Annotated in this window: 20 protein-coding genes; 11 read left to right on the top strand and 9 right to left on the bottom strand. The window is 67.6% G+C overall.

What is annotated here, in order from left to right; translation table 11 throughout:
• Positions 1 to 38: 38 nt before the first annotated feature.
• Genes hutU through hutI form a run of 4 tightly spaced genes read right to left on the bottom strand, consistent with a single transcriptional unit; the run spans position 39 to position 5,246 of the window.
• A complete protein-coding gene (gene hutU / locus CE453_RS22570; protein ID WP_089176608.1) occupies positions 39 to 1,706 on the bottom strand; it encodes a urocanate hydratase in 1,668 nt (555 codons plus the stop codon).
• On the bottom strand, positions 1,703 to 2,512 hold the full coding sequence (gene hutG, locus CE453_RS22565; protein WP_089176607.1) for an N-formylglutamate deformylase: 810 nt from the start codon (positions 2,510 to 2,512) through the stop codon (positions 1,703 to 1,705). Before hutG ends, hutU begins: the two co-directional genes overlap by 4 nt.
• The gene (gene hutH / locus CE453_RS22560) at positions 2,509 to 4,041 is read right to left on the bottom strand and encodes a histidine ammonia-lyase (protein ID WP_089176606.1); all 1,533 of its coding nucleotides are present in this window, start codon (positions 4,039 to 4,041) and stop codon (positions 2,509 to 2,511) included. Before hutH ends, hutG begins: the two co-directional genes overlap by 4 nt.
• Positions 4,038 to 5,246: an imidazolonepropionase gene (gene hutI / locus CE453_RS22555; protein WP_248308150.1), complete on the bottom strand. Its 1,209-nt coding sequence runs from the start codon at positions 5,244 to 5,246 to the stop codon at positions 4,038 to 4,040. The genes hutH and hutI overlap by 4 nt, the downstream gene beginning before the upstream one ends.
• A 143-nt stretch (positions 5,247 to 5,389) precedes the next feature.
• On the opposite strand from hutI, the gene CE453_RS22550 reads away from it, so the two are divergent.
• Positions 5,390 to 6,754, top strand: a complete 1,365-nt coding sequence (locus tag CE453_RS22550; RefSeq protein WP_089178099.1) for a formimidoylglutamate deiminase — start codon at positions 5,390 to 5,392, stop codon at positions 6,752 to 6,754.
• A gap of 22 nt (positions 6,755 to 6,776) precedes the next feature.
• On the top strand, positions 6,777 to 7,520 hold the full coding sequence (gene hutC / locus CE453_RS22545; protein WP_089176604.1) for a histidine utilization repressor: 744 nt from the start codon (positions 6,777 to 6,779) through the stop codon (positions 7,518 to 7,520).
• Between the two features lie 96 nt (positions 7,521 to 7,616).
• Here the strand turns inward: hutC and CE453_RS22540 are convergent, their stop codons facing one another.
• Positions 7,617 to 7,883, bottom strand: a complete 267-nt coding sequence (locus CE453_RS22540; RefSeq protein WP_089176603.1) for a glycine zipper domain-containing protein — start codon at positions 7,881 to 7,883, stop codon at positions 7,617 to 7,619.
• Positions 7,884 to 8,171: 288 nt separating this feature from the next.
• Between CE453_RS22540 and CE453_RS22535 the strand changes: the two genes are divergently transcribed.
• The 4 genes from CE453_RS22535 (at position 8,172) to CE453_RS22520 (ending at position 11,330) form a co-directional block, all read left to right on the top strand.
• Complete coding sequence (locus tag CE453_RS22535; protein ID WP_089178098.1) at positions 8,172 to 8,549, top strand: PRC-barrel domain-containing protein; 378 nt, start codon at positions 8,172 to 8,174, stop codon at positions 8,547 to 8,549.
• A gap of 232 nt (positions 8,550 to 8,781) precedes the next feature.
• Positions 8,782 to 9,669 carry a transglutaminase-like domain-containing protein gene (locus CE453_RS22530; RefSeq protein ID WP_089176602.1) on the top strand — a complete coding sequence of 296 codons (888 nt, stop codon included), beginning with the start codon at positions 8,782 to 8,784 and terminating at the stop codon, positions 9,667 to 9,669.
• Between the two features lie 63 nt (positions 9,670 to 9,732).
• Positions 9,733 to 10,632: a diacylglycerol/lipid kinase family protein gene (locus tag CE453_RS22525; protein WP_089176601.1), complete on the top strand. Its 900-nt coding sequence runs from the start codon at positions 9,733 to 9,735 to the stop codon at positions 10,630 to 10,632.
• Between the two features lie 14 nt (positions 10,633 to 10,646).
• The gene (locus CE453_RS22520; protein ID WP_157733150.1) at positions 10,647 to 11,330 is read left to right on the top strand and encodes a phosphatase PAP2 family protein; all 684 of its coding nucleotides are present in this window, start codon (positions 10,647 to 10,649) and stop codon (positions 11,328 to 11,330) included.
• Positions 11,331 to 11,338: 8 nt separating this feature from the next.
• On the opposite strand, the gene CE453_RS22515 is transcribed toward CE453_RS22520, so the two are convergent.
• Positions 11,339 to 11,827, bottom strand: a complete 489-nt coding sequence (locus CE453_RS22515) for a pyridoxamine 5'-phosphate oxidase family protein (RefSeq protein ID WP_089176599.1) — start codon at positions 11,825 to 11,827, stop codon at positions 11,339 to 11,341.
• Positions 11,828 to 11,975: 148 nt separating this feature from the next.
• Between CE453_RS22515 and CE453_RS28990 the strand changes: the two genes are divergently transcribed.
• The 3 genes from CE453_RS28990 to CE453_RS22505 all read left to right on the top strand — a co-directional run bounded on the left by CE453_RS28990 (position 11,976) and on the right by CE453_RS22505 (position 14,090).
• The gene (locus CE453_RS28990) at positions 11,976 to 12,128 is read left to right on the top strand and encodes a hypothetical protein (RefSeq protein WP_198302181.1); all 153 of its coding nucleotides are present in this window, start codon (positions 11,976 to 11,978) and stop codon (positions 12,126 to 12,128) included.
• Between the two features lie 124 nt (positions 12,129 to 12,252).
• Positions 12,253 to 13,698, top strand: coding sequence for an aldehyde dehydrogenase family protein (locus tag CE453_RS22510; RefSeq protein ID WP_089178097.1), 1,446 nt, complete (start codon positions 12,253 to 12,255; stop codon positions 13,696 to 13,698).
• Between the two features lie 62 nt (positions 13,699 to 13,760).
• Positions 13,761 to 14,090 carry a four-helix bundle copper-binding protein gene (locus CE453_RS22505; protein WP_089176598.1) on the top strand — a complete coding sequence of 110 codons (330 nt, stop codon included), beginning with the start codon at positions 13,761 to 13,763 and terminating at the stop codon, positions 14,088 to 14,090.
• A gap of 9 nt (positions 14,091 to 14,099) precedes the next feature.
• On the opposite strand, the gene CE453_RS22500 is transcribed toward CE453_RS22505, so the two are convergent.
• The 3 genes from CE453_RS22500 to CE453_RS22490 form a co-directional block, all read right to left on the bottom strand.
• Positions 14,100 to 14,978 (bottom strand): transglutaminase family protein, encoded by an 879-nt coding sequence (locus CE453_RS22500; protein WP_089176597.1) that lies wholly within the window; start codon positions 14,976 to 14,978, stop codon positions 14,100 to 14,102.
• Positions 14,975 to 17,488, bottom strand: coding sequence for a circularly permuted type 2 ATP-grasp protein (locus CE453_RS22495; protein WP_089176596.1), 2,514 nt, complete (start codon positions 17,486 to 17,488; stop codon positions 14,975 to 14,977). The genes CE453_RS22500 and CE453_RS22495 overlap by 4 nt, the downstream gene beginning before the upstream one ends.
• 76 nt (positions 17,489 to 17,564) lie before the next feature.
• Positions 17,565 to 20,906 carry a transglutaminase family protein gene (locus CE453_RS22490; RefSeq protein WP_089176595.1) on the bottom strand — a complete coding sequence of 1,114 codons (3,342 nt, stop codon included), beginning with the start codon at positions 20,904 to 20,906 and terminating at the stop codon, positions 17,565 to 17,567.
• A gap of 259 nt (positions 20,907 to 21,165) precedes the next feature.
• Between CE453_RS22490 and zwf the strand changes: the two genes are divergently transcribed.
• Positions 21,166 to 22,668, top strand: coding sequence for a glucose-6-phosphate dehydrogenase (zwf, locus tag CE453_RS22485; RefSeq protein WP_089176594.1), 1,503 nt, complete (start codon positions 21,166 to 21,168; stop codon positions 22,666 to 22,668).
• Positions 22,668 to 23,354, top strand: a complete 687-nt coding sequence (locus tag CE453_RS22480) for a 6-phosphogluconolactonase (RefSeq protein ID WP_089176593.1) — start codon at positions 22,668 to 22,670, stop codon at positions 23,352 to 23,354. Before zwf ends, CE453_RS22480 begins: the two co-directional genes overlap by 1 nt.
• The last annotated feature ends 26 nt before the right edge of the window (positions 23,355 to 23,380 follow it).

The raw sequence follows: 23,380 nt of genomic DNA, 5'->3' as shown, positions 1-23,380 counted from the left end.
CGATCGAGCCTGGAACGGATCGCCGAAGGATGGGTGGGTCAGCCCAGAATACCAGGCAGATTGAGCCCTTTCTCGCGAGCGCAGTCCAGCGCGATGTCATAGCCGGCATCGGCATGGCGCATCACGCCGGTCGCCGGGTCGTTCCAGAGCACGCGTCCGAGGCGGGCGGCTGCATCGTCGGTGCCGTCGGCGCAGATCACGACGCCCGCATGCTGCGAGAAGCCCATGCCGACGCCGCCGCCATGATGCAGCGAGACCCAAGTCGCGCCGGACGCCGTGTTGAGCAGGGCGTTGAGCAGTGGCCAGTCGGAGACCGCGTCCGAGCCGTCTTTCATCGCTTCTGTCTCGCGGTTCGGCGAGGCGACGGAGCCGGAATCGAGATGGTCGCGGCCGATCACCACCGGGGCCTTGAGCTCGCCGTTCCGGACCATCTCGTTGAAGGCGAGGCCGAGGCGGTGGCGGTCGCCGAGGCCGACCCAGCAGATGCGCGCCGGCAGGCCCTGGAACGAGATGCGCTCGCGCGCCATGTCGAGCCAGTTATGCAGGTGCTTGTTGTCGGGCAGCAGCTCCTTCACCTTGGCGTCGGTCTTGTAGATGTCCTCCGGATCGCCCGACAGCGCGGCCCAGCGGAACGGGCCGATGCCGCGGCAGAACAGCGGGCGGATATAGGCCGGCACGAAGCCGGGGAAGGCGAAGGCGTTCTCCAACCCCTCTTCCTTGGCGACCTGGCGGATGTTGTTGCCGTAGTCGAAGGTCGGGATGCCCATCTCCTGAAAGGCGATCATCGCCTCGACATGCTCGCGCATCGAGGCGCGGGCCGCCCTCTCCACGGACTTCGGATTGGCTTCGCGCGCTTGCTTCCACTGGCCCATGGTCCAGCCCTTCGGCAGGTAGCCGTTGACAGGGTCATGCGCCGAGGTCTGGTCGGTGACCATGTCGGGGCGGATGCCGCGGCGAACCATCTCGGGCAGTATCTCGGCGCAGTTGCCGATGAGGCCGACCGACTTGGCCTCGCCGTTCTTCGTCCAGCGGGCGATCATCTCCATCGCCTCGTCGAGCGTCTCGGCCTTCTCGTCGAGATAGCGGGTGCGCAGGCGGAAATCGATCGAGTCGGGATTGCACTCGACGGCAAGGCAGGAGGCGCCGGCCATCACCGCCGCCAGCGGCTGCGCGCCGCCCATGCCCCCTAAGCCGCCGGTCAGGACCCATTTGCCCTTCAGGTTGCCGCCATAATGCTGGCGCCCGGCCTCGACGAAGGTCTCGTAGGTGCCCTGCACGATGCCCTGGGTGCCGATATAGATCCAGGAGCCGGCCGTCATCTGGCCGTACATGGCGAGCCCCTTCTTATCGAGCTCGTTGAAATGGTCCCAGTTCGCCCAATGCGGCACGAGGTTCGAATTGGCGATCAGGACGCGCGGCGCATCCTTGTGCGTGCGGAACGCGCCGACCGGCTTGCCGGACTGGACGAGCAGCGTCTCGTCGGCCTCGAGCTGGCGCAGCGTCGCGACGATACGGTCGAAATCCTCCCAGCTGCGCGCGGCCCGGCCGATGCCGCCATAGACCACGAGCTCATGCGGGTTCTCGGCCACGTTCGGATCGAGGTTGTTCATCAGCATGCGCAGCGGCGCTTCGGTCAGCCAGCTCTTCGCGGTGAGCTCGGTGCCGGTCGCGGCGCGAATGGTACGGGTGTTGTCGAGGCGGGTCATGAATGGCTCCGTTCGAGGGCAGCGGTCGCATCGAGGGCCGCGGCGATGATGGCGGACAAGGCGGTCTGCAGGCTGGCGGCCTTCGTCGCGTCGAAGGTCCAGGGCGCGGTCTCCTCGGAGAGGTAGGCCGAAAGGGCGATCTCCATCTGGAGCGCGTGGACGCCTTCGAAGGGACGCCCGTAATGGCGCGTGATCCAGCCACCCTTGAAGCGGCCATTGGCGATCTGGGTGAAGGGATGCCCCGCCATCGCGGTAATGGCGGCGGCTTCGACGCTTGGTGCACAGCTCTGGCCGGAATTCGTGCCGAGGTTCAAGGTCGGCAGCGTGCCTTCGAACAGGCGCGGGATCACCGACTTGATCGAGTGGCAATCCCACAGCACGCAATAGCCGTGCTCGGCCTTCACCCGCGAGATCTCGGCAGCTAGCGCCGTGTGATAGGGCTGGAAATAGGTCGCCTTGCGCCGCTCGATCTCGGCGGCGTCCGGTGCCTTCTGCCAGATCGGAGCGCCGTCGAAGGTCGTGGTCGGCACCAGCTCGGTCGTTGCCTGTCCCGGATAGAGCGAGACGCCGGCCGGATCGCGGTTGAGGTCGATGACGAAGCGCGAAAGCTGCGCCTCGACGATGCTCGGCGCGAACGGGGCGGCGAAGCCGTAGAGCTGGCGCATATGCCAGTCGGTATCCTCGACCAGCTTTCCGCGTTCGTTGAGCTGCGCCGCGACCTCCGGCGGAACGCCGGTGCCGGGATGCGGCATCGAGAGGATCAGCGGGGACGAGCCCCGCGTGACCGTGACGATCTCGGCGCTCATGCGCTGCACTCGGCGAAGCTGTCGAGGCCCGCCGCCTTGCCGACGGCGCCGGAAAGTACGAACTCGGTCGCGGCGGCGAGATCGGGAGCGAGGTAGCGGTCCTCGGTCAGCGGCGCGATCTTGCTGCGCAGGAGCGCAAGCACTGGCTCCAGCCGTGCGCTGGTCTTGAGCGGGCGGTGATGCTCGATCGCCTCCGCCGCCGCCATCAACTCGACGCCGATGACGCTCGCCGCGTTCTTCGCCATGTCGAGAAGGCGGAAGGCGCCATGCGTCGCCATCGAGACATGGTCTTCCTGGTTGGCCGAGGTCGGGATGGTGTCGACCGAAGCCGGATAGGCCTTCTGCTTGTTCTCGGAGGCGAGCGCGGCGGCGGTGACCTGCGCGATCATGAAGCCGGAGTTCAGGCCGGCATCGCGGGCGAGGAAGGGCGGCAGGCCGCTCATCACGGGGTCGACCAGCAGCGCCATGCGGCGCTCGGAGAGATTGCCGATCTCGCAGACGGCCATCGCCAGGATATCGGCGGCGAAGGCGACCGGCTCGGCGTGGAAATTGCCGCCCGAGACGATCTCGCCGGGGCCGAGCACCAGCGGATTGTCGGTGACGGCATTGGCCTCGATCGAGAGCGTCGCGGCGGCGTTGCCGATGAGGTCGCGCACGGCGCCCATCACCTGCGGCTGGCAGCGCAGGGAGTAGGGGTCCTGCACCTTCGTATCGCCGTGGCGATGGCTCTCGCGGATGGCGCTGCCGGCGATCAGGTCGAGCAGGATCTTGGCGACCTTGATCTGGCCGGGCTGGCCACGCAGCGTCTGGATGCGCGGATCGAACGGGGTGTCGGAGCCCTTGAGTGCGTCGACCGAGAGTGCACCGGCGATGAGGGCTGCATCGAAGACGCGGGCGATGGCAGCCAGGCCGGTCAGCGCGATCGTGGTCGAGACCTGCGTGCCGTTGATCAGCGCGAGGCCTTCCTTGGCGCCGAGCGCAAGCGGGCTAAGACCCGCGCGCTTCAGAGCCTCGGCCGCCGGCAGGGTCTCGCCCTTCAGGCGGATCTCGCCGAAGCCCATCAGGGCGGCGGTCATATGGGCGAGCGGGGCAAGGTCACCGGAGGCGCCGACCGAGCCCTTCGCCGGGATGACCGGGAGGGCATCGGCCTTGAGCGCGTTGGTCAGCGCCTCGATCACGACGGGACGCACGCCGGAAGCGCCGCGCGCCAGGCTCGCCGCCTTCATCGCCAGCAGCAGGCGGACCACGCCGTCGGGCAGGGCAGGGCCGGTGCCGACCGCATGCGAGACGATCAGGTTGCTCTGCAGCTTGGCGAGGTCGGCATCGGCGATGCGGACGCTGGCGAGCTTGCCGAAGCCGGTATTGACGCCATAGGTCACGGTGCCGGCGGCGACGATCTCCTCGACGATCTTCTGGCCGGAGGCGATGTTCCTGGCGCTGTCGCCGTCGAGCGAGGCGGCGGCGCCATCGAGGATCGCGCGCCAGTCGGTGAGATGGGCTGCGCCCGGGTTCAGCGAAACCGTGGTCATTGTCCGTTCCAGATGCGGGTGTGAAGCGGGTTGAAGCCGATGCGGTAGGCGAGCTCGGCCGGGCGCTCGATCTCCCAGATCGCTAGATCGCAGCGTTTGCCGGTTTCGAGCGTGCCGATTTCGTCCTGGAGGCCGAGGGCCTTGGCGGCATGGCGGGTCAGGCCGGCCAGGGCTTCCTCCGGCGTCATCCGGAAGAGCGTGCAGGCCATGTTGAGCACGAGCAGCGGCGAGGTCAGTGGCGAGGAGCCGGGGTTGGCATCGGTCGCCAGCGCAATGGCGACGCCGTGCTTGCGCATCAACTCGATCGGCGGCTTCTGCGTCTCGCGCAGGAAGTAGAAGGCGCCAGGCAGCACGACCGCGACGGTGCCGGCCTTGGCCATGGCGGTGACGCCGTCCTCGTTGAGATATTCGAGATGGTCGGCGGAGAGAGCACCCATTTCGGCCGCGAGCTTGGCGCCGTAGAGATTGGAAAGCTGCTCGGCATGGATCTTGATCGCGAGGCCCCTGGCCTTGGCGGCCTCGAACACGGCCTTGGTTTCGTCAGGCGAGAAGGCGATGCCCTCGCAGAAGACGTCGACCGCATCGGCGAGCTCTTCGGCTGCGACGGCGTCGAGGATCGGCCCTGCGACGAGCGCGGTATAATCGCCCGAGCGGCCCTTGTATTCCGGCGGCACGGCATGGGCGCCGAGGAAGGTCGTGCGAACGGTGACGGGGCGCTCGCGGCCGATCCGGCGCGCGACGCGGAGTTGCTTGAGCTCCGCCTGCTGTTCCAGCCCGTAGCCGGACTTGATCTCGACGGTGGTGACGCCCTCGGCCATTAGCGCGGCGAGGCGCCGGTCGGCGGAGGCGAAGAGCGTATCCTCGCTCGCCTCGCGCGTTGCCTTGACCGTGGAGAGGATGCCGCCGCCGGCCCGCGCGATCTCCTCATAGGTCGCGCCCTGGAGACGAAGCTCGAACTCATGCGCCCGGTCGCCGCCATAGACGAGATGGGTGTGGCAATCGATCAGCCCCGGGGTGATCCAGCGGCCCCCGCAGTCGATGGTCTCGGCCGCCTGCAAGGCAGGAGCCTCGCTGCGCGGCCCGGCATAGACGATGCGTCCGTCGCGGGCTGCGATCAGCCCGTCGTCGATCGCGCCGTAGGGAGTAGCGACCGCGGGCGACATCGTCGCCAGTCGGGCGTTGGTCCACAGCTTGTCGCAAGCCAGCGTTTCACCGGGCGCTTTCGCCACTGTGCATCCTCCCGCTACTCTTTGATTAGCGGGTATGCTATCTAATTGCATATGCAAATGGCAAGCGTATATTTGCATATGCAATTAGACGCGAACCGAGACAGTGGAGCGAAGCGGTGATCGAGACCCTGCATCTGGCGGAGGCGCTTCTGCCGCAAGGCTTTGCCAGGAACGTAAAACTGACTGTCGATGATGGCTTCGTCGCGGCCGTCGAGCCGGATGCGGCACCGGCCGGCGAGGGGCGTCGTTTTGCAGGGATCGCCTTGCCCGGCATGCCGAATCTGCACAGCCACGCCTTCCAGCGTGGCATGGCGGGGCTGTCCGAACAGCGCGGCGCGCCGGAGGATTCCTTCTGGACCTGGCGCGAGGTGATGTACCGCTTCCTCGACAGGCTCGATCCCGAGGACGTGCAGGCCATCGCTGCGCAGGCCTTTGTCGAGATGCTGGAAGGCGGCTTCACCGCGCTCGCTGAATTCCACTACCTCCACCATGACAAGGACGGCCGTCCCTATGCGAACATCGCCGCGATGGGGCAGGCCATCGCGGCCGCCGCGCAGGAAACCGGGCTCGGCCTCACCTTGCTGCCGGTGCTCTACCGTTTCGGCAATTTCGGACAGGCGCCTTCGGTTCACGGCCAGCGCCGTTTCGTGAATGAGCGCGATGCCTATCTGCGTCTGCTGGAAGGAAGCGCCGCGGCGATCCACGGCCTGCCGGATGCGCGGCTCGGCGTTGCGCCACATTCGCTGCGCGCTGTCGCGCTCGACGATCTCGGCTGGCTATCGTCTCTGCGGCCGCATGATCCGGTCCACATCCATGTTGCCGAGCAGGTGCCGGAGGTCGAGGCCAGCCTGAAGATCACCGGCAAGCGCCCGGTCGAGCTGCTGATGGATACGGTTCCGCTCGACGGTCGCTGGTGCCTGATCCATGCCACCCATCTGAGCGACGCGGAGCGAGATGGCATCGCCCTGAGCGGCGCGGTCGCGGGCCTGTGCCCGATTACCGAGTCGAGCCTCGGCGACGGCATCTTCGACGGCATCCGTTACGCGCAGGCCGGTGGCGCCCTCGGTGTCGGCAGCGATTCCAACATCCAGATCGATGCCGGCGCCGAATTGCGCCAGCTCGAATACTCGCAGCGTCTGCGTGACCGCCGACGCGCGCTTTTCGCGGAGGAGCGGGCTTCGACGGGGCTAGCGCTCTGGACGGCCGCTTGCGCCGGCGGCGCGCAGGCCTGTGGCCGCGCGATCGGCGCGATCGCGCCGGGCCATCGTGCCGATTTCATCACCCTCGACATCGATCATCCGGCCATCGTCGGCAAGTCCGGTGCCGAGGCGGTCGACAGTGCGATCTTCGCTGCCAATGCCTTGCCTTTGCGCGATGTCGTCGTCGGTGGCAGGAGTGTCGTCGCGGAGGGACGGCATGTCGCTCGCGATTCGGTGCGGGTGCGCTTCGCTGCGGTGATGCGGCGCCTGCTCGCCGCGGCATAGGCGAGGCAATTCGGGACAGACGATGGCGGAAACCCAGCCCGATGCTGTGAAGCTGGATGGCGCCGGGCCAGTCTACGACCAGATCCGGCGCGCGATCCGCGATCTCGTCGTGAGCGGTGCCTGGCCGCCGGGCACGAGCGTGCCGCCGGAACACGCGCTGATGGAGCAGCTCGGCGCGTCGCGGATGACGGTGCACCGCGCGCTGGTGCAACTGGCCGGCGAAGGGCTGATCATTCGCCGCCGCCGCTCGGGCACGATCGTCGCGAGCCCTCCGGCCAGCCATGCCATGCTCGACATCCTTTCGATCCCGGAGGAGGTTGAACAACTCGGGCAGGCCTATGCCTATGACGTCCTCGCGCGCAGCGATGGGCGGCCCAGTGCCGAGGTCGCCGAGCGTTTCGGCCTGAAGCGCTCCGACAAGGTCACTCATCTCGTTGTCCTGCACCGCGCTGACGGCAAGCCGCATGTGCTGGAGGAGCGCGTCATTCATGTGGCGGCCGTACCGGGCGTCGCGGACGAGGATTTCGCGAAAACCCCGCCGGGAGATTGGCTGCTGCAGCACAGCCTCTGGTCCCAGGCGGAACATGCGATCAGCGCTGTCGGCGCGCAGGCTGACGAGGCGGAGTTGCTCGACATCGCGATCGGCGAGCCCTGCCTGCTGGTCGAGCGACGGACCTGGAACCAGGATCGTCCGGTGACGGCGGTGCGTCTGCTCTATCCTGGCCCGCGCCACCGCTTCGTTGGTCGCTTCGGCCCCTACGGCTAGGTCTGATCGCGGTCCCGGAAACCCGGTCATGAAAAAGGGCCCGCCATCGCTGGCGAGCCCATCTCATGAAACGCGATCTCGCGTGAGCGGCGTGCCTCAGCAGTCGTAGACCACGCGCCGACCCCACTCGTCCCGTCCGTAGCACCGCTGGGGCGTTGCGGCTCCGCCAATGATGGCGCCGCTGGCGCCGCCGATCGCGGCACCCGCCAGAGCCCCACCCGCACGGCCGGTGGCCGCGCCGCCGATGATGGCGCCCGCGCCCGCGCCGATCAGAGCGCCCGTACCCGCGTTCTGCTCGCGGGGCGTGCACGCGCCGGCGCCAATGGCGGCGCCCAATGCGACGATCAGTACCACCTTCTTCATGCGAGTCCCTCCTCTCGATTGCACTTGTCGCTCGCAGGCCCAACGGGCCGACGCCAGAAAGGTTCCCGCGCCGGCAAGGCGAGAGGGAGACCGGATGTGGGCGAGATGAGGGAGAGTGGTCATCCCGCGCGGGAGCGGTTGCCCAGCGCGAATTCCGACCATGAGCCACCATTCCAAAAGAGAGCCGCAGCCTCCGGAACCTTCACTTCGGCAGCGAGTTGACCCGTCGAGCTGATGAACCATGGCCAGCTGGCGCGGCTGGCACAGATGAAACGGATGGAGCGAACGATGACGATGTCCAATGTTTCCGCGAGCGCGAATCCGCTGATCGCCGGCGCGCGGGTCGCCGGCACGGACGTCTACAACACTTCGGGCGATCATCTCGGCGAGATCTACGACATCATGCTGGACAAGCAGACCGGCAAGGTGGCCTACGCCATCATGTCCTTCGGCGGCTTCCTCGGGCTGGGCGAGAAGTACCACCCCATCCCCTGGAGTGTGCTCGACTACGATCCCCAGCGTGGCGGCTATGTCGTGCCGCTGACGAAGGAAAAGCTCGAGGCTGCGCCGATGTACGACAGCGAAGGCGAGCCCGACTGGGAGGACAAGGCTTACGGCAAGCGTGTCCACGATTATTACGGCACGATGCCCTACTGGATGATGTAGCGGCAGCCCAGGCGCAGGTCGCGGCGGTTGCTATCCCCCCAGCCGAACCGCCGTGGCGGCGGGATGCGGGCCGAAAGGCCCGCATCTTCTTTTTTGGCCCGTGTTTACAGGCCGAGTTTTTCTTCGAAGTCCCGGAACTTTGCCGACCGGTCGAGCGTCTGATCAGTGGGGGAAACGAAAAGCCGCAGCGGTGCATCGCCCGCGAGAGGCAACCCTTCGACCGGGAGAATTCATGCGCATTCGTTACGGCTATCGGATCGAGCTCGTCTGCGAGCACGAGATGCCGCTCGTGACTCTGCTCGACGTCCACCCCTCGCGCCGCCACGACCTCGTGCGGCCGGATGAAATGCGGGCGACGGCGCTCACCAATTCCGCCATGTCCGTCGCGGTCGGTCAGCACCATGACGCTTTCGGCAATATCTCTCGCCGGCTGGTGGCGCCACCTGGAGGTGTCCGACTCGAATCGGAGGGGCTGATCCAGGATTCCGGCGAGCCGGACCGTCAGACCCCGGCTGCCCAGGAGGTGCCTCCATCGCGCCTGCCGAGCGAGGCGCTGCCCTTTCTTCTGGGCAGTCGCTATTGCGAGACGGACAAGCTCGCCGATCAGGCCTGGAGTCTGTTCGGCCAGGTCCAGCCCGGTTGGGAACGGGTCCAGGCGATCACCGACTTCGTCCACAACCACCTGAGCTTCGGCTACCACTTCGCCCGCAGCACCCGCACGGCCTCCGAAGCGTTTCACGAGCGGGTCGGAGTCTGTCGCGACTTCGCCCATCTCGCAGTTGCGTTCTGCCGCTGCCTGAACATTCCGGCGCGCTACTGCAACGGCTATCTCGGCGATATCGGCGTGCCCGCGAATCCCGCACCGATGGATTTCAACGCTTGGTTCGAGGTCTATCTCGGCGGGCGCTGGTACACCTTCGATGCGCGGCACAACGAGCCGCGCATCGGCCGGATCGTCATTGCCCGCGGCCGCGACGCGACGGATGTCGCCATGATCAGCTCCTTCGGCAGCCATACGGTGCAGCATTTCGAGGTGATCACCGAGGAGGTCGAGGATCTGTCGATCCCGCTTGCACCGATGCTGCCGCCGCAATTCGATGCCCAACCGGCAGCGGCCTGAGGCGTCTTCGGGTCCCGATCCCGCCCTTGCGGACGGCTTCGGGCGACCTATCTCGACGAAGCGATGCGTCACACGGTTGTCGTCAATGCCCGCGCGGGTACCGTTCTCGAAGCTGGGGCCGATGTTTTCTCCGCGAGGCTGAAGGCCGCTTTTGCCGCGCAGGGCTCGGCCGCCGAGATCAAGCTCGTCTCGCCGCGTGAACTCGACGACGCCTTTGCGCTGGCGGTTGAGGCCGGCGATTCCGTCCCCGTCATCGCCGGCGGCGACGGCACGATCAACCGTGTCCTGCCCGTGCTGATCCAGGCGGAGCGGCCGGTCGGAATCCTGCCGATGGGGACCGTGAACGTGCTCGGGCGCGATCTGGGCCTGTACGGCACCTTGGAGCAGCAGGTCGCGGCGCTCTGCGCGGGCGAGCCGGTCGCGATGGATGTCGGCCGCGTCAACGACCGGTTGTTCCATTCTCTCTCCGGCCTGGGCTTCTTCAGCCTGATGGCGCGCGAGCGCGAATATGCTCGCCGGCGCATTCCGTTCAGCCGTGCCGCCGCCTTCGGGCTCGCGGCCGCGCGCTCCATCCTGTTCACCCGTCCGATCTCCGTGGATATCCGCATCGGCCAGGAACATCTCGTCGCCGAGGCGGATGCGGTGCTTGTCACCGTTAACCGGTTCGACGGCGCCGAGTGGCGCCGCGGAGAGCTCGACGGAGGCGTCTTCGAAGTCCACATCCTGAATGCCGGAGGCCTCTACTCCCGCAGCAAGGCAGCGCTGTCGGTCGTCTCCGGCCGCTGGCGCTCCTCCGGGCATCTGACCTCTTTCTTCGGCGACGAGGTCGTGCTGCAGCGCCGCGACAAGCGTCGTGGGCACGTCACTTTCGATGGCGAGGTCGAGCGCAAGGCGGGCCCCTTGACCTATAGCCTGCTGCCGCGGGCTTTTCGCGTTATAGCGGCACGTTCGACGACGCCGTGAGAATGGAAGCCCGCATGTCCCGTCCCGTGTCCGGCAGGACTCCTGCCCCGCTGCACCTTCGATGGATCGTTCCGGCGCTGGCGGGGCTCGTCTTCCTGGCGTTGGCAGCCTCCATCGCCTCAGGCCACAGCTTCGCGTTCGATAGGAGCCTGATCCTGCTGTTGCGCGAGCCGGGCAACCCCGCCGTTCCGCTGGGCCCGGCCTGGTTCCAGGAAGCGGTACGCGACATGACCGCTTTCGGCAGCTTCGTCGGCCTCTTCTTCATGACCACGGCTGCGGCGCTGGCGCTCTGGCTTTGCGGCTACCGCCGTCTTGCCACCGGGCTGGTGGCCAGCGTGCTGATGGCGCTTCTCGTCAGCAACGGGCTGAAAATCGTGATCGCCCGCGAGCGGCCCGACATCGTCACGCACGCCGCCCTGACCTTTACGGCGAGCTTTCCCAGTGGGCATGCTTTCCTCTCGGCCGCGGTGATGCTCAGCATCGCCGGCTTTGTCGGGCTCGCCTCGCAGCGCGACGATATCGCCTTGCTCTGCCTTGTCTTCGCCTGGGTGATGGTCCTGCTGATTGGGCTGAGCCGCATCTATCTCGGCGTCCATTGGCCGACGGACGTGCTCGGCGGCTGGTGTCTGGGCATTGTCTGGTCAAGCATCGCCACGGCCTGGTTCGGCCGCTGGATGAGGGCGTCCGATCCGGCCTGACGACGGTCCTAGCGCATATCGATGGTGGCGTTGACTCCGAGATCGGGCGTGCGGCCGAGGATCTTCGCTGTCGCGAGCTTGAAGGCGACGAGCACGCTGCTGGAGGGCCCCTCCCAGATCTCGGCTGAAACCGGCGTCAGTGCCAGAAGCGTGGCGTCCGGGTCGTCGGGCCCGTTCGGGAACCAGGCGCTCGCCATTGGCGTCCAGATCTGGCGCAGCAGGTCGCGGCTGGGCACCTCCGAGGCGGTGCAGGCGATGGCCGCGTAGAAGTTGCGGTCCTCATGGCTGATGGCGATGGAGACCGACGGCGAGCGCAGCGCCGCGCCGATGATGCCGGTATGCCGATGCGTGATGAAGAGCAGACGATGATGCTCGCGGTCGATATGCCCGGACATCGGCCGGGTCTTCAGCCCGTCTTCGGCGATCAACGACACCATGTAGACAGGATGGGCGTCGAGAGCCGTCCAGATCCGCTCCTGCAATTCCGTGTCCGACATCGCCCCCTCCTGCGGCGCAATGATCTCATGCCGCGCGGCTGTTGAGAACGCGCGGCGCGCCGCAACGTTCCCCGGAGGAGGGAACTTTTGCGTGATCGCGCGGGTTTGCCTCCCGCCGCGGCGAGGGCCGCCTCACTCTGGAAAGAACATGCTCGTATCCCGCAATCTGCTCATCGTCATTCTGGTCGTTCTTGTCGCCGCGCTCGCCGTCACCGGCTATTCCCTCTACCAGGAGAAGAAGCAGCCCGACGGCGTCTCGATCACTGTCGGCAAGGATGGGCTGTCGATCCAGCAGAAGTGAGAGCCCGGGCGCAGCTCCGGATTTGCGACCAGTAGATGGCGGGCAGTCGCAGAGGCATTGGCGTTCCGGGCCCAAAGACGCTAACACCGCCCGCGAGGATCCACCTTTCGCGGGAGTGAAGCAGATGAATGCGCCCTTCAAGAACCTGATCGCCGGCGAATGGACCGCCGCGGCGCACGCGTCGCGCAACATCAACCCCTCCAATACTGGCGACGTGGTCGGCGAGTATTCGCAGGGCTCGGTCGAGGACCTGAACAATGCCGTCGCGGCGGCCAAGGCGGCCTTCCCGGCCTGGAGCCGCACCACCCCTCAGGAGCGCTATGACATCCTGAAGAAGGCGTCCGACGAGATTCTCGCCCGCAAGGACGAGCTCGGCCGGCTGCTGTCGCGAGAGGAAGGCAAGACCCTGGCCGAGGGCATCGGCGAGGCCGCCCGCGCCGGCCAGATCTTCGCGTTCTTCGCTGGTGAATGCCTGCGTCTCGGCGGGGAGATGATCCCCTCCGTGCGTCCGGGCGTCGGCGTCGAGATCACCCGCGAGCCGATCGGCATCGTCGGCATGATCACGCCCTGGAACTTCCCGATCGCGATCCCGGCCTGGAAGATGGCGCCCGCGCTCGCCTGGGGCAACTGCGTCGTCATCAAGCCGGCCGATCTCGTGCCGGGCTCGGCCTGGGCGCTGGTCGACATCATCCAGCGGGCGGGCCTGCCCAAGGGCGTGCTCAACCTGGTAATGGGCCGTGGCTCGGTCGTTGGCCAGGCGCTGCTCGAGCACAAGGATGTCGCCGCCATCTCCTTCACCGGCTCGGTCGCGACCGGTCGCAAGGTCGCTGCCGCTTGCATCGCGTCCAGCCCGATGAAGAAGGTTCAGCTCGAGATGGGCGGCAAGAACCCGCTCGTCGTGCTCGACGATGCCGATCTCAAGACGGCCGTGGAAGTCGCCGTCAACGGCGCTTTCTTCTCGACCGGGCAGCGCTGCACGGCGTCCTCGCGCCTGATCGTCCAGGCCGGCATCCACGACAAGTTCGTCGAGGCCTGCATCGAGCGGCTGAAGGGCGTCGTCGTCGACGATGCGCTGAAGGCTGGTACCCAGATCGGCCCCGTCGTCGATCAGAGCCAGCTCGACCAGGACCTGAAATATATCCAGATCGCCAAGGACGAGGGCGGCAAGCTCGCCTTCGGCGGCGAGCTCCTGAAGCGCGAGACACCCGGCTTCTATCTCCAGCCGGCACTCTTCACCGAGACTACCAATGCCATGCGCATCTCGCGCGAGGAGGTCTTCGGCCCGGTCGCCAACATCGTCCGCGTCAAGGATTACGATGAGGCACTGGCGGTCGCGAACGACACCGAGTTCGGCCTCTCCTCGGGCATCTGCACGACCTCGCTGAAGTATGCGACGCATTTCAAGCGCAACAGCGAGGCCGGCATGGTGATGGTCAACCTGCCGACGGCCGGCGTCGACTATCATGTGCCGTTCGGCGGCCGGAAGGGCTCCAGCTACGGCCCGCGCGAGCAGGGTGCCTACGCCAAGGAGTTCTACACCACGGTCAAGACGGCCTACACGCTGGCTTGATCGTCGGAACAGGGCGCGGTCGCGGCGGTTGATCGGGGACATTCCCCGATTGGAGCCGCGACATGCATCATTCCGACCCCAAAAAGCGCGAGGCCGTCGACCTCGCGCTCGCTTGCTACAAGCACTGCTTCGGCATGGCGACGACGCATTGCCTCGTCGTCGGAGGCGCCCATGCCGAGCCCAGGCATCTGACGCTGATGCTGGCCTGTTCCGAGATCTGCCGGACGATGGCGCATCTGCTGCTGATGGATTCGCCGCACGCCCGGCATCTCGCATCCGAATGCATCGAGATCTGCGAGGCCTGTGCGGCCGATTGCGAACGGATCGGCGGCATGGAGGATTGCGTCGCGGCCTGCCGCGCCTGTGCGAAAGCCTGCGCGGCCCTGCCGTGACAGGAAGGTTTAGCCGACCGGGATGACGTCCACCGCCACGCCGATCTTCTGCGAACCCGGACCGATCAGCACGCCGTCGAGTGGCGCGACATCGGCGTAGTCGCGGCCGATGGCGGTGACGATGTGGTCGTCGGCGACGATCAGATTGTTGGTCGGGTCGAGCCCGACCCAGCCCGTTTCCGGCCCGCACCAGAGCAGGGCCCAGGCATGGCTGGCATCGGCACCTTCCAGCCGCTTCTGTCCTGGCGGCGGAATGGTGCGGATATAGCCGCTGACATAGGCGGCCGGCAGGCCGAGGCCCCTCAACCCCGCGATCATGATATGCGCGAAATCCTGGCAGACGCCGTGGCGCTGGGCGAAGGCTTCCGCCAGCGGCGTGGAGACCTCGGTCGCGGCCGGGTCGTAGGTGAAGTCGCGCCGGATGCGCGCCATCAGCTCGCTCGCCGCTTCCAGCACGGGACGCCCCTTGCCGAAGCTCTCCCGCGCATAGGCGACGACGGCATCGACCTCCGGCACCAGGCGGCTGGGATAGATCTGATGGGCCGGTGAGCCGGGCTCGAGACTGTCGGAGGCGAGCGCCAGCGCTGAGACCTCCTCCCAATTGCGCGTCAGCCCCGGATGCGGCGGGGCAGGGCGCTCGACGACGACGCGTGCCCGCATCTCCACCTTCAGCTCGCGATGCGGTTTCGTGATCGTCGCGAGCGTCATCCGGTTGCCGAAGAAGCAGGGCGCGTCGCTGCGCTCGGCCGGGCGCGGCGTGATCGAGACTTCACTCTTCAGCACGCTCTGGCCGGAGCCGTCGCGCGGCAGGAGCCGCATGATGCAGCGCGCGAAAGGCACCTGCCGGCTGTAGCCATAGGTCGTGACATGGCGGACGTCGTAGATCACGCGATGCCTGTCAGCCGCGACCCTTCGGGGTCGCTGTTCTGGAGGAAGTAGCGGTCGGCGATGGCGGCCGAGAGACCCATCAGCAACTGCTCGAACAGCAGGATGCTGGTGCGGTCGAGCCGGCTTGCCTCGGCGGTGCGGCAGTCGGCGGCGAGCCGCAGCACCAGGCGGCGCGGGGCTTCCAGCATCCCGTCCTCGGTCAGCGACGGCAGGTCCTTGATCTCGGCATCGAGCCGCTCGACCTGGAAGGCGACGGAGCGGGGGTTGTACGGGTCGAGCATGACGAGATCGAGCACCGGCTGCAGGCTGGGGCCCAGCAGGTAGCGCGAGCGATAGGTGATCTGCGAATCCGTCAGGTCGAGCAGGGCATCGAGCGCTTCGCTGGACGCGTCGTTCCCCGCGAACTGCCGGGCGAAGCGGCAGGTCGCGATGCCGCGCTCCAGCCGCCGTCCGATATCGAGGAAGCGCCAGCCCGCCCCGCGCACCATGTTCTCCTGGCTGAGGCCGGAGAAGGCTGCGAGCGTCTTCAGCGCCCGGTCGGCGATCTCGTAGGCCTCACCTTCCGACGGCTTGCGGCCTTCCAGCGGCGTGAGTTGCTTCTGAAGGTCGCCGAACAGCCGCCAGGCGTCGACCGAGAGCCGCTCGCGGATGACCGAGGCCGTGCGCCGCGCCTCGCGTACGGAGGCGGCGGCGGAGCCGTAATCGTCGAGGCTGTAGAGTGCCGAATAGGCCTGTGTGGCCGGGCCCTGGCCGCGGCCGCGCTGGGCGGCGCCCCAGGCGACAAGCAGATCGGCCAGTCGGCGCACCGTGTCGCTGCGCCCCGGCGCCGGGTCGGGGTCGATCAGCCGGCCGAGCAGGGCACGCACCAGTCGCAACGTCGCCTCGCCGCGCTCGAGATAGCGCCCGAGCCAGAACAGGTTGTCGGCGGCGCGGCTCGGCAGCGTTCCGGTGACACGGTGGATGCTGATGCGGTCTTCCGTCGGCAACAGCGTGATCGGTTCGACCGGCGCATCGGCCGTCACCCAGACGTCGCTGGAGCGCACGCCGTTGCGCAGGTTGACGGCGCGCGCGTCCGGCTCGTCCGAGATCCGGCAGAAGCCGCCGGGCATCACCTTCCAGCCATCCGGAGTCGCCGCGGCGAAGACGCGCAGAGTCATCGGGTGAGGTTCGAGCCGGCCGTTCTGGAACACCGGCATGGTCGAGAGCCTGACGACCTCCTGCCCGACATAGTCCATGCCACGTGCGGCGATGCGGGCGCGCAGCGCCTCGCGCTCGGCCAACGGCAAGTCTCCGGCGAGCACCGGACCCCTGTCGAGCCCCCCGCCGGCGCTGCGGAAGGCGGGCGCGATGCTCATCTCGTCCAGGCGCGCGAGCACAGCCTCGCGCTCGCGCGCCTGACCGCACCACCAGGTCGCGATATTGGGCAGGATCAGTTCCTCGTCGAGCACCTGCCGGGCGACCGTCGGCAGGAAGCTCATCAGCGCCCGCGATTCCACCACGCCCGAGCCAAGCCCGTTAGCGACATGGACATTGCCTGCGCGCACCGCCTGGACGAGCCCGGCGACGCCGAGCGCCGATTGCGCGTTGAGCTCCAGCGGGTCGGCGAAATCGCCGTCGATGCGTCGCCAGATCACGTCGGCCCGCTTGAGGCCGCCGATGGTGCGTACATGCACGCGCCCCTCCCGCATCAGGAGGTCGCCGCCCTCCACCAGCAGGAAGCCGAGATAGCGCGCCAGATAGGCCTGTTCGAAATAACTCTCGTTGAGCGGCCCCGGCGTCAGCAGGCAGATGCGTGGCTCGACCCGCTTGGAGCGGGACGCCAGCCCGGCGCGGAAGCCCTGGAAGAAGGCGGCCAGCCGCTCGATGTTCATGCTGCGGAACATGTCCGGGAAGGCGCGTGTCAGTGCCAGCCGGTTTTCCAGCGCATAACCGGCGCCCGAAGGCGCCTGCGCGCGATCCTGCAGCACCCACCAGCGCCCATCCGGTCCGCGGCCGAGATCGGCGGCGTAGAGCTGCAGCGCACCGCCGCCCGGGGCGCCGTGCAGGGGGCGCAGATAATCCGGGCTGCCGGTGACGACCGCCGCTGGCAGCAGGTCCTTCGCGACGATCTCGCCGGGCCCATAGACGTCGTCGAGCAGGGTGGAGAGGAGTTGCGCCCGCTGCGCGACGCCGGCGGCGATGGTCTGCCATTCGGCGCCGGGGATCAGGAGCGGCACATGGCTCAGCGGCCAGGAGCGCTCGCCCGCGCTCGGGTCGCGCTCGTCGATGTCGCCATGGACGCGGTAGGAGACGCCCGTGTCGTGGACATGCCGGTCGGCCAGGCCGAAGCGTTGCAGCAACTCGCTCTGCGAGAGGGTGCACCATTCCTGCAGGAAGGGCTCCCAATGCGGCCGCACGGCGCCGTCGGCATCGAGGAATTCGTCATAGGTGCCGGGCAGGGGGCGATAGCCGGCGAGCAGCGCCGCGCGCCGCTCCGCCTTGGTGCGTCCAGACCGGATGCGGCCCTGCACTGCCAAAAGCTCTAGACCCCTGCCAGCGCGCTTTCCCTTCGGCTGACATCAGCCGGCCGAACAGGGTTTGCGCAAATCAAAACGGCCGCCGCAGGTCCAGCGTGAGCGGGAATTCGGCGCTGCGTTCCTCCGGCGGAATCGCCAGAGCGCCGGGACTATGACCGATCGCCTCGAAACGCGCGAGCCGTCTGGCTTCCGCCTCGTAGGAATTCACAGGCGGTGTCTCGTAATTGCGACCGCCGGGATGGGCGACATGATAGACGCAGCCGCCGAGCGAGCGCCCGACCCATGTATCGACGATGTCGAAGGTCAGCGGCGCATGCACCGGGATGACCGGATGCAGGCCGGACGCTGGCTGCCAGGCCTTGAAGCGCACCGCCGCGATCGCCTCGCCGGAAACGCCGGTCTCGGTCATCGGCAGGCGCCGGCCGTTGCAGGTGATCAGGTGGCGGCCAGGCACGAAGCCCTTGGCCTTGACCTGCAGCCGCTCGACCGACGAGTCCACATAGCGCACCGTGCCGCCGATCGCGCCTTCCTCGCCCAGCACATGCCAGGGCTCCAGCGCCTGCCGGATCTCGATCTCGACGCCGCCATGCGCGACCTTGCCGAAGAAGGGGAAGCGGAACTCGGCCTGCGCCTCGAACCAGACCGGATCGAAATCGTAACCGGCACGCTGGAGGTCGGCGAGTACCTCGCGGAAATCCTGCCAGACCAGCTCCGGCAGCATGAAGCGGTCATGCAGTGCGGTGCCCCAGCGCACCAGCTTGCCCTCCAGCGGCTCGCGCCAGAACCAGGCGATCAGCGCTCGCAGCAGCAATTGCTGGGCGAGCGACATGCGCGCATCCGGCGGCATCTCGAAGCCGCGGAATTCCAGGAGTCCGAGCCGTCCGGTCGGTCCATCCGGCGAGTAGAGCTTGTCGATGCAGATCTCGGTGCGGTGCGTGTTGCCCGAGACGTCGACCAGCAGGTTTCGGAACAGCCGGTCGACCAGCCAGAGCGGAATCGGCGCCTGGCCGGGCCTGGGCACCTGCGCCAGCGCGATCTCCAGTTCGTAGAGCTGGTCCTGCCGCGCCTCGTCGATGCGCGGCGCCTGGCTGGTCGGGCCGATGAACAGGCCGGAGAAGAGGTAGGATAGCGACGGGTGCCGGTTCCAGTAGAGCACGATGCTCTTCAGGAGATCAGGTCGGCGCAGGAAGGGTGAATCGCCCGGCGTCACACCGCCGAGCACGACGTGGTTGCCGCCGCCCGTGCCGGTGTGGCGCCCGTCGACCATGAATTTCTCGGCGCAGAGTCTGGCCTGCCGCGCCTCCTCGTAGACGCCCTGCGTGATCGCGACCGCCTCGCGCCAGTCCGTCGCCGGGTGGATGTTGACCTCGATCACGCCGGGATCGGGCGTGACCTTGATGACGTCGAGTCGTGGGTCGACGGGCGGGGCATAGCCCTCGATATGAACGGGCAGGCCTGTTTCCTCGGCTGCGGCCTCGATCGAGGCGACGAGGTCGAGATAGTCCTCCAGCCGCTCGACCGGGGGCAGGAAGACGCAGAGCACGCCGTCCCGGATCTCGAGGCTCAGGGCCGTGCGGACATGATCGCCGCCGATCTCCTGCTCGGTGCGTTCCTGTGCCGCGCCGGCCGCACCGGCATCGGCCTGGACCGTCATCTGCTGTGGTGCAGCGGGTGAGGCCGGGGCCGCAGGCGGCAACGGCTCGCGCGGCTCCAGCGGGTCCTGCGGGTGGATGTGCGGATATTCGTTCTTGGGGACCACGGGCAGCGAGCTCAGCGGCAGCCTGTAGCCGACCGGCGAGTCGCCCGGAACGAGGAAGAGCTTGCCGCGCCGGAGCCGCCATTTCTCCGAGCGCCAGCGCCGGTCATTCGCTGCGGCCTGCCAGCGTTGCACCGGAATGACGAAGCCGCGCGGCTGGTTCAGGCCCAGCTGGAAGACCTGCGCCATCCGCGCGCGCTCCTCCGGGTCTGCGAGGCGGGAATCGAGCGGATCGACATTCTCGGGAAGCTGCGCCTCCTTGAGCAGCCAGTGGCCAGTGTCCTCGTAAGCCGGGACCACATAATCGGCACCGAACCCAAGCCTGTCCGACAGGTCCTTCGCCAGTGTCTCCGCGTCGCCGATCGTGGCGCTGGTCTCCGGCTCACGGTCGTCACCCGTCTGTGCACCGGGTTCGCGGGCGATCAGGTCCGGGTTGCGCCAGATAGGCTCGCCGTCGCGGCGCCAGTAGAGCGCGAAGGCCCAGCGCGGCAGGCTCTCGCCCGGATACCACTTGCCCTGGCCGTAATGCAGCATCCCACCCGGCGCGAAGCGCTCGCGCAGCCGGCGGATCAGCACATCGGCGCGCTCGCGCTTGGTCGGCCCGACGGCCGCGATGTTCCATTCCGCCCCGGTCTGGTCGTCGATCGAGACGAAGGTCGGCTCGCCGCCCATGGTGAGCCGCACATCCTGCGCCTGCAGCTCTGCTTCGACCTTGTTGCCGAGCGCGTCGAGCGCCCGCCAGGATTCGTTCGAGAAGGGCAGGGTGATGCGCGGCACTTCGTGGACGCGCGTCACGCTCATATGGAAGTCGAAGGTCGTCTCCGCATAGCTCGCCGCGCCCGAGACCGGCGCGGCCGCGCGGTAATGCGCCGTCGCGGCCAGCGGCAGATGCCCCTCGCCGGTGAACAGCCCGGAGGTCGGGTCGAGCCCGATCCAGCCTGCACCGGGAATGTAGACCTCGGCCCAGGCATGCAGGTCGGTGAAGTCCTTGTCCGTGCCGCGCGGGCCTTCGAGCGGGTCGATATCCGCCTTCATCTGGATCAGGTAGCCGGAGACGAAACGGGCCGCGAGGCCGAGATGTCGCAGCGCCTGCACCAGCAGCCAGCTCGTGTCGCGGCAGGAGCCGGAGCGGATCCTGAGCGTATGTTCCGGTTCCTGCACGCCCGGCTCCATGCGGATGCCGTAGGCGATCATCCGCTGCAGCCGTGCGTTGAGATCAACGATGAAGCTGACGGTGTTGACAGGCTCCTTCGGCAGCTCCGCCAGAAAGGCCGAAAGCAGCGGACCGGCCGGCTCCGCCGCGAGATAGGGCGCCAGCTCCGTCACGAGCTCGGGCGCATAGCTGAAGGGGAAAGTCTCGGCCTCGCTCGCGACGAAGAAGTCGAACGGGTTGATCACCGAGAGCTCGGTAACGACGTCGACCTCGATGCGGAATTCCGTGACCGGCTCGGGAAAGACGAAGCGCGCCAGCCAGTTGCCGGCCGGATCCTGTTGCCAGTTCACGAAATGCTGGGCCGGCGTCACCTTCAGCGAATAGCTCTCGATCGCCGCCCGGCAGTGTGGTGCCGGTCGCAGGCGGACTATCTGCGGCCCGAGCGTGACCGGCCTGTCATAGCGATAGTGGGTGACATGGTTCAGCGCGGCGATGATGGCCAAGGCTCGGCACCTGCTTGTCATGCGCGGAAGAACCGCCCTCTCCTGACGTTAGCGGCGCTCTGGCCGCGCGAAAAGCGCCATCCTGCCCGTTGAGGCGGCAGGCCGGCGGATTCCTGCCCAGGAGTTGGCCAGGCCGGGAAGCGACGGGTGGCATGGCCGCTGCCCGCTCTTTCTGCTTTGCAAGCCGGCTGAACCGTCTCACTCTGGTCGCAGCGATCGGCTATCCGAATCTGGTGAGCCGTACGGAGTTTCGAGTGTCATGGATGCCATCGTCGAGCAGGGGCTGCGCCCCGAAACCATTCCCGAGCGCACGCCGGTTCCGCCTTTCGATCTGGTGATCTTCGGCGCCGGTGGCGATCTTGCCCTGCGCAAGCTCTTTCCGGCGCTGGCCCAGCGCAACCGCGAGGGCGTGTTGCCTGAGGAGAGTCGTGTCCTTGCCGTCGTCCGCAAGGAGGAGGATGTCGAGGGCCTGCCCAGGCAGATCGCCGAGCGGCTCCATCAGGAGGGCATTCCGAAGGACGATGTCGATTCCTTCCTGCGCCGCCTCACCATGGTGCTGCTCGACGCGCTGAAGCCCGAGACCTACAAATCGCTGAAGAAGGCGCTGGGTGACAGCGAGCGCGTGCGTTCCTTCTATCTCTCGACACCGCCTGATCTCTTCATTCCGATCTGCGAGAACCTCGCCAAGGCGCAGATCCTGACGCCGACTTCGCGCGTCATCCTCGAGAAGCCGCTGGGCCGCGACCTCGCCTCGGCCCGCCAGATCAACGATGCAGTGGGGCGGATCCTGCCGGAAAGCCGGACCTACCGGATCGATCATTACCTCGGCAAGGAAACGGTGCAGAACCTCCTGGTGCTGCGCTTCGCCAACACGCTGTTCGAGCGCTCCTGGTCGAGCCGCGACATCGACCATGTCCAGATCACGGTGGCCGAGACGGTCGGCCTGGAGAATCGCGCCGGCTACTACGACATGGCCGGGCACATGCGCGACATGGTGCAGAACCATCTCATGCAGCTCCTGACCCTGTTCGCCATCGAACCGCCGAACATGCTGGAGGCCGGTGCGGTCCGTGACGAGAAGATCAAGGTGCTCAAGGCGCTGCGCCCCATCGTCGGGCCCGACGTCCAGCGCTTCACCGTGCGTGGCCAGTACGGACCCGGCCAGATCGACGGCCAGCGCGTCAAGGGCTATGCCGAGGAGCTCGGCCACGCTTCCAACACCGAGACCTTTGTCGCCATCCGCTGCGAGCTCGACAGCTGGCGCTGGGCAGGTGTCCCGATCTATCTGCGCACGGGCAAGCGCATGGCGCAGCGCTATTCGGAGATCGTCGTCACCTTCAAGCCGGTGCCGCATTCGATTTTCGGCAATGGCACCTGCGACCGGCTCGATGCCAACCGCCTCTTCATCCGGCTGCAGCCGAATGACGGCGTCCAGCTCCAGCTGATGATGAAGGTGCCGGGCTCGGGCCGGCTCAAGATCGTGCCGCGCCAGCTCGATCTGCGCTATTCGACCGCCTTCGACGAGCGGACACCGGATGCTTATGAGCGCCTGCTGACCGACGTCATCCGTGGCGACCAGACGCTGTTCATGCATCGCGACGAGGTCGAGCAGGCCTGGACCTGGGTCGATCCGATCATCGCCGGCTGGCAGGACTACTACCCGCATCCGCATCGCTACGCCGCCGGCTCTTGGGGCCCGTCGCAGGCGATCGGGCTGATCGAGCGCGATGGCCGGTCCTGGGCCGATCCGGACTTCGTCTGATGGCGGCGGGCCCGGTCGCCTGGCATCGCTTCGCGACGCTCGCCGATGCTTCCGAGGCACTCGCCGAGGCGGTTGCGGTCCGACTGAAGGAACTCCTGGCGCGGCAGCGGCAGGCTTCGCTGGTGGTGCCTGGCGGCACGACGCCGGCCCGCTTCCTCGCCGCGCTCGGCCGGCAGGAACTGCCCTGGGAGCAGGTGACACTGCTGCCGACCGATGAGCGCTTCGTCGCCGCCGACGATGCGGCGTCCAACGAGCGCATGCTGCGCGAGCAGTTTGCGCCACTGACGCAGGGCCGCGTGCGTTTCCTGTCCTTCCACGGTCAGGGCAGCGACATCGAAGCCGCCGCGGCGCTGCTATGTGCGCAACTGGCCGAATTGCCGCCGCTCGACCTTGTCGTCAGCGGCATGGGGGCGGATGGGCATATCGCCTCGCTCTTCCCGGGCGCGGAGGCGATCTTCAACCTCGTGCCCGACAGCGGCATCGTCGTCGCGCGGCCGCCGGGCTTGCCGGCGCGGCTTTCACTCTCGCCGAAGCGCCTGATCGAGGCCGGCTGGGCGAGCCTGCTCGTCTCCGGTGTCGCCAAGGAGGCGGTGCTGAAGGATGCTGCGACCCGCGCTACGCCGCTGCCGGTCGACATGCTGCTCGGCCGTGCGCAGGGGCTCGACGTCTATTGGGCGAAGGAGTAGAGCCCTCGCGGCCTCTGCAAATCGAT

It is taken from the genome of Bosea sp. AS-1 (genome assembly GCF_002220095.1).
Classification (GTDB): Bacteria; Pseudomonadota; Alphaproteobacteria; order Rhizobiales; family Beijerinckiaceae; genus Allobosea.
This window is presented reverse-complemented; position numbering and strand designations above follow the sequence as displayed.